Origin of the sequence: uncultured Acetatifactor sp. (assembly GCF_948601915.1) — a bacterium.
In the GTDB taxonomy this organism is placed as follows: Bacteria; Bacillota; Clostridia; order Lachnospirales; family Lachnospiraceae; genus Acetatifactor.
In genome coordinates this window covers 1-4,782 of record NZ_CAPDXS010000233.1, presented here as the reverse complement: position 1 = coordinate 4,782, position 4,782 = coordinate 1, and the positions used below count along the sequence as shown (strand labels likewise).

Sequence of the window (4,782 nt, the reverse complement as noted above, 5' to 3'; positions counted from 1 at the left end):
GAATGTCAGTCCAAAGTGTGATATTATGGTATCATCGAGAAGCGAAAGGAAAGGCGGTCCGGAGGGGCTGCCTTTCCTATTTTCCCAAAACGAAACGAATGAGAGGTGGTGATGGTTGGGTGAAGAGATAAGGAACCAGGCCTTCAAGGACTACAAAAAAGGAATGAAATACAAGGACATCGCTGAAAAGTATGGCGTCAGCCTTTCGGCAGTGAAGTCATGGGCGGCAAGGTACTGGAAAAAGGAGGGTTGCAACCAGAGCGAAAAAAAGTTGCAACCGAAAAAGAAAAAGGTTGCAACCAGAACCAAAGGGGCGCAGCCGGAGAACCGGAATGCAGCCGGCCATGGCGGGACAGGGCCGCCCGGAAACAAGAACGCATTAAAGACGGGGGAGTTCGAGGCTCTCTTTTTTCATACCCTGGAACCGGAAGAGAAGTGCCTCATAGGGGCGATGCCCACGGACAAGGAGAGTCTGCTGCTCCATGAAATACAGTTGCTCACCGTAAGGGAGAAGCGGATGCTGCAGCGGATAGAGGATGTCAGGATGACAGCGGAGTCCGAAAAGGATGGGGAGCCTGGCCCGGGCATGACCATCGTCAAGCGCCAGTCCGGCATCGACAAGGACAAGGAGACCGACCTGAAAGAGTACCAGGGGAAGCTTGGCCAGATACAGGCTATTGAGGAGGCTCTTACCCGCGTGCAGGCCAGGAAGCAGAAAGCCATCGACTCCCTGCACCGATTCGGGTTCGATGACGCAAGGCTGGAAATCGAGCTGCTCAAGCTGGAAATGATGTCCACCAAGCTGGGCGGTCAGGATACAGAGCCGGCTGACGACGGGTTCCTGGACGCGCTGAACGCAGAAGCTGGTGCCCTGTGGGGAGATACCGATGGGGATTAAGGAACGCATCGCGAGCCTGAAGCAGAAGGTGCAGCGTCTAAAACAGAAACGGCAGGGCCTTAACCGGATGCAGTTCTTCAGGTTCAAGCCGTTCTCCGAAAAGCAGAAGCAGATACTGACATGGTGGATGCCGGACAGCCCCGTGAAGGGCTATGACGGCATCATAGCGGACGGAGCCATCCGTTCCGGGAAGACGGTATGCATGTCCCTGTCATTCGTGTTCTGGGCGATGAGCTGCTTCAGCGGCCAGAACTTCGCCATGTGCGGCAAGACCATCGGCTCCTTCCGCAGGAACGTGCTCTTCTGGCTGAAGCTGATGCTCCGCAGCCGTGGCTACAGGGTGATGGACCATAGAGCCGACAACCTGGTGGAGATAAGCCGGGGCGATGTGACGAACTATTTCTACATCTTCGGCGGCAAGGACGAGCGCAGCCAGGACCTGATACAGGGCATCACCCTGGCGGGCGTGTTCTGCGACGAGGTGGCGCTGATGCCGGAGTCGTTCGTCAACCAGGCCACGGGCCGCTGCTCCGTCACAGGCTCCAAGTATTGGTTCAACTGCAATCCGGATGGCCCCTACCACTGGTTCAAGGTAAACTGGATTGACAAGGCCACTGGATACCTGGGTAAGAAAAAGACAGCGCTCCTCCGGGAAAAGGCTCTGCGGGAAGGGAAGGATCCCGACCTGAAGAAGCTGCTGTATGTCCATTTCACTATGGACGACAACCTGAGCCTGTCGGAAGAGATCAAGGCCAGGTACCGCTCCGTATATTCCGGCGTGTTCTTCAAGCGGTACATCCTCGGCCTGTGGGAGATGGCTGAGGGCATCATCTATGACATGTTCGATGCGGGCCGGCATGTGGTGGACCTTACGGATGTGGCCCTGCCGGATGAGCCGGAATACTTCGTGTCCTGTGACTATGGTACACAGAATGCCACGGTCTTCCTGCTCTGGGTGAAGGATGCGAAAGGGAAATGGACATGCATCCGGGAATATTACTACAGCGGGCGGGACGAGCAGAGCCAGAAGACGGACAGCATGTTTGCGGATGACATGAAGGAGTGGCTGGGTGGGATACACCCGGAAAAAATAGTGGTGGACCCGTCAGCGGCCTCCTTCATCGCGGAGCTGAAGGGGAGAGGGTACAGCATCAGGAAGGCGAAGAACGACGTGACAGACGGCATCAGATATGTCGCATCGCTCCTGACACTGAACAAGATTGCGGTATGCAGTTGCTGCGAGAATACGATTAAGGAGTTCGCGTCATATACATGGGACGCAAAGGCAGCGGAGCGCGGCGAGGACAAGCCGGTCAAGAAGTCCGACCACTGCATGGATGCTTTGAGATATTTCGCATATACGGTCATCCGGAATCCGAATGGGATGTCCATCCTGAAATAGAGGGAGGCGATTTGTACAATGGAACTGGAAGTGATGAAGAAGCTGATAAAGAGATACGAGCCTGGGCATGTAGGCTTTGCCAAAAGATGCGAGACGGCGGAGCGCTACTATCGCAACAGGACGGACATCTTCCTGCAGCAGAAAAAGGAGGATGGGGAGGGGAACCCGATGAGGAACGCCGATAACCGAATCCCCCATAACTTCCACGGCCTGATCGTCAACCAGAAGGCCTCATATGCCTTTACAGCACCGCCGCTCTTCAACATCGGCGGCAGGGAGGCGAACCAGAGGGTCATGGACGCCCTGGGGGACGGATACAAAAAGGGCTGCATGGAGCTGTGCGTGAACGCGGCCAACTGCGGCATCGCATGGGTACACTATTGGCGGGGCGACAATGGCTTCGAGTGGTCTGTCGTAGACAGCAAGGAGGTCATCCCCGTGATGTCCAGGAAGCTGAAAAGGAAGCTGCTGGGAGTCTTCCGTGCATATGCGGACACGGACGAGGCAAGCGGTGATACCTATATGGTATATGAGTATTGGACGGAGGCGGAGTGCCAGGCATTCCGCCGCAGGATAGGGGATACGGTGGATGAGGGCCTGCTCTACTACGATATGTTCATGGATCCGGCAACGGGTGACATGACATCACAGTATCGGCATGACATGGGGGAGGTGCCGTTCATCCCTTTCCGAAACAACAACATCGATACGGATGACCTGGTGAATATCAAGCCGCTGATTGACGTCTATGACAAAGTCTTCAGCGGCTTCGTCAATGACCTGGACGACATCCAGGAGCTGATATTCATCCTGGTGGGGTATGGTGGGCAGCAGCTTAACGGGTTCCTGCAGGACCTGAAGAAATACAAGACCATCAAGCTGGATGCCGATGATAATTCCGATGCGAGGACGCTGAGCATAGAGATTCCGGTGGAGGCCCGGAACGCAGTATTGGAAGCCACCAGGAAGGCGATATTCGAGCAGGGCCAGGGGTTCGACCCGCAGCCGGAGAACTTCGGCAACCAGAGCGGAGTGGCCCTGAAGTTCATGTACGCCATGCTGGAGATGAAGACGGGCCTGATGCAGACCGAATTTGAGACTGGATTCGCGAAGCTGGTCAGGGCCATCTGCCGCTTCCACGGCCTGCGGTGCGACAAGATCGTCCAAGTGTGGACGCGGACGTCCATCAAGAACGACACGGAGCTGGCCCAGATATGCCAGCAGAGCGTAGGCATCGTGTCAAGGAAGACGATACTGGCGAGCCATCCGCTGGTGGAGGACGTGGAAGAGGAGCTGAAGCAGCTGGCGGCCGAGGAGAAGGAGGACCAGGAGAAGGCGGAGCAGTATGGGGAGGCTTTCGGCAATGCCAGGAAGGGCGATGAAGGAGGCGGGGGCGGCGTAGGAGACGATGAAGAATGAAAGGTACTGGGCGGAGAGGTTCAGGCAGCTCGAAGCGTCCCAGCATGATGCATCGGAAAGGCTGGCCGAAGAGATTCAGCGGCAGATGCGCAGGGCAGAAGCGGAAATCGGCAGGAAGATTGACGCATGGTATGGGCGGCTGATGGCGAACAATGGAGTGTCCATGGCAGAGGCCAGGAGGCTCCTGAACAGCAAGGAGCTGGAGGAGTTCCGCTGGGACGTGGATGACTACATCCGACACGGTGAGGAGAACGCATACGGCCAGCAGTGGATGAAGCAGCTGGAGAACGCATCGGCCAGGGTTCATATCAGCCGGCTGGAGCAGCTCCGGATACAGGTGCAGCAGGAGGCGGAAAAGCTGTACGGGAACTATCTGGACAGCGTAGACCGCCACATGAAGTCCCTGTATGAAGAGGGGTTCTATAAGACCGCCTATGAGATACAGAGAGGCATGGGCGTTGGATGGAACCTGTCAGGAATCGATTCCGACAGGCTTGAAAAGATTATCAGGAAGCCATGGGCGGCGGACGGGAAGAACTTTTCGGAGCGCATATGGAGCAGCAAGCAGCAGCTTATTGAGAACGTGCACACCTCGCTGACGCAGATGTGCATCCTTGGCCAGTCTCCCGACAGGGCAATCGATTCCCTTGCCAAGGCCATGCGGACGTCGAGGAACCAGGCGGGGCGGCTCATCATGACGGAGTCCGCCTTCTTCGGCTCGGAGGCCCGGAAGGACAGCTTCCGGGAACTGGGGGTGGAGCAGTATGAGATAGTGGCGACATTGGATTCGTCCACTTCTGAAATCTGCCGGGAGATGGACGGAAAGGTGTTCCCTATGTCGGAGTACAAATCAGGCTCCACGGCACCACCGTTCCATGTATGGTGCCGGACGACTACAGTCCCCGCTTTCGGGGATGAATTCGATAAGATTGGGGAACGGGCTGCCCGAAACCAGGAGACAGGGAAGACTTACTATGTTCCCGCCGATATGACGTATCGAGAGTGGGAGTTACAATTCACGGCCTAGCCGATAAAGAAAAAACCTCACAGATATTGACTGTGG

The 4,782-nt window shown here is 56.3% G+C and carries 4 protein-coding genes; all 4 read left to right on the top strand.

Features of this window, described 5'->3' with window-relative positions; all coding sequences use genetic code 11:
* The first annotated feature begins 115 nt into the window (after positions 1-115).
* From terS to Q2B33_RS23280, 4 genes are read left to right on the top strand one after another with little or no spacing between them, the layout of a single operon-like run.
* Positions 116-898: a phage terminase small subunit gene (gene terS / locus Q2B33_RS23295; protein ID WP_300573624.1), complete on the top strand. Its 783-nt coding sequence runs from the start codon at positions 116-118 to the stop codon at positions 896-898.
* Positions 888-2,300 (top strand): PBSX family phage terminase large subunit, encoded by a 1,413-nt coding sequence (locus Q2B33_RS23290; RefSeq protein WP_300573627.1) that lies wholly within the window; start codon positions 888-890, stop codon positions 2,298-2,300. The genes terS and Q2B33_RS23290 overlap by 11 nt, the downstream gene beginning before the upstream one ends.
* 18 nt (positions 2,301-2,318) lie before the next feature.
* The gene (locus Q2B33_RS23285) at positions 2,319-3,719 is read left to right on the top strand and encodes a phage portal protein (RefSeq protein ID WP_300573630.1); all 1,401 of its coding nucleotides are present in this window, start codon (positions 2,319-2,321) and stop codon (positions 3,717-3,719) included.
* Complete coding sequence (locus Q2B33_RS23280) at positions 3,709-4,746, top strand: minor capsid protein (RefSeq protein WP_300573633.1); 1,038 nt, start codon at positions 3,709-3,711, stop codon at positions 4,744-4,746. The genes Q2B33_RS23285 and Q2B33_RS23280 overlap by 11 nt, the downstream gene beginning before the upstream one ends.
* The last annotated feature ends 36 nt before the right edge of the window (positions 4,747-4,782 follow it).

Excerpts from the sequence above, each read along its gene's own strand:
- Q2B33_RS23290 (WP_300573627.1), top strand. The coding sequence starts at position 888 with ATGGGGATTAAGGAACGCATCGCGAGCCTGAAGCAGAAGGTGCAGCGT.
- Q2B33_RS23285 (WP_300573630.1), top strand. The coding sequence starts at position 2,319 with ATGGAACTGGAAGTGATGAAGAAGCTGATAAAGAGATACGAGCCTGGG.
- Q2B33_RS23280 (WP_300573633.1), top strand. The coding sequence starts at position 3,709 with ATGAAGAATGAAAGGTACTGGGCGGAGAGGTTCAGGCAGCTCGAAGCG.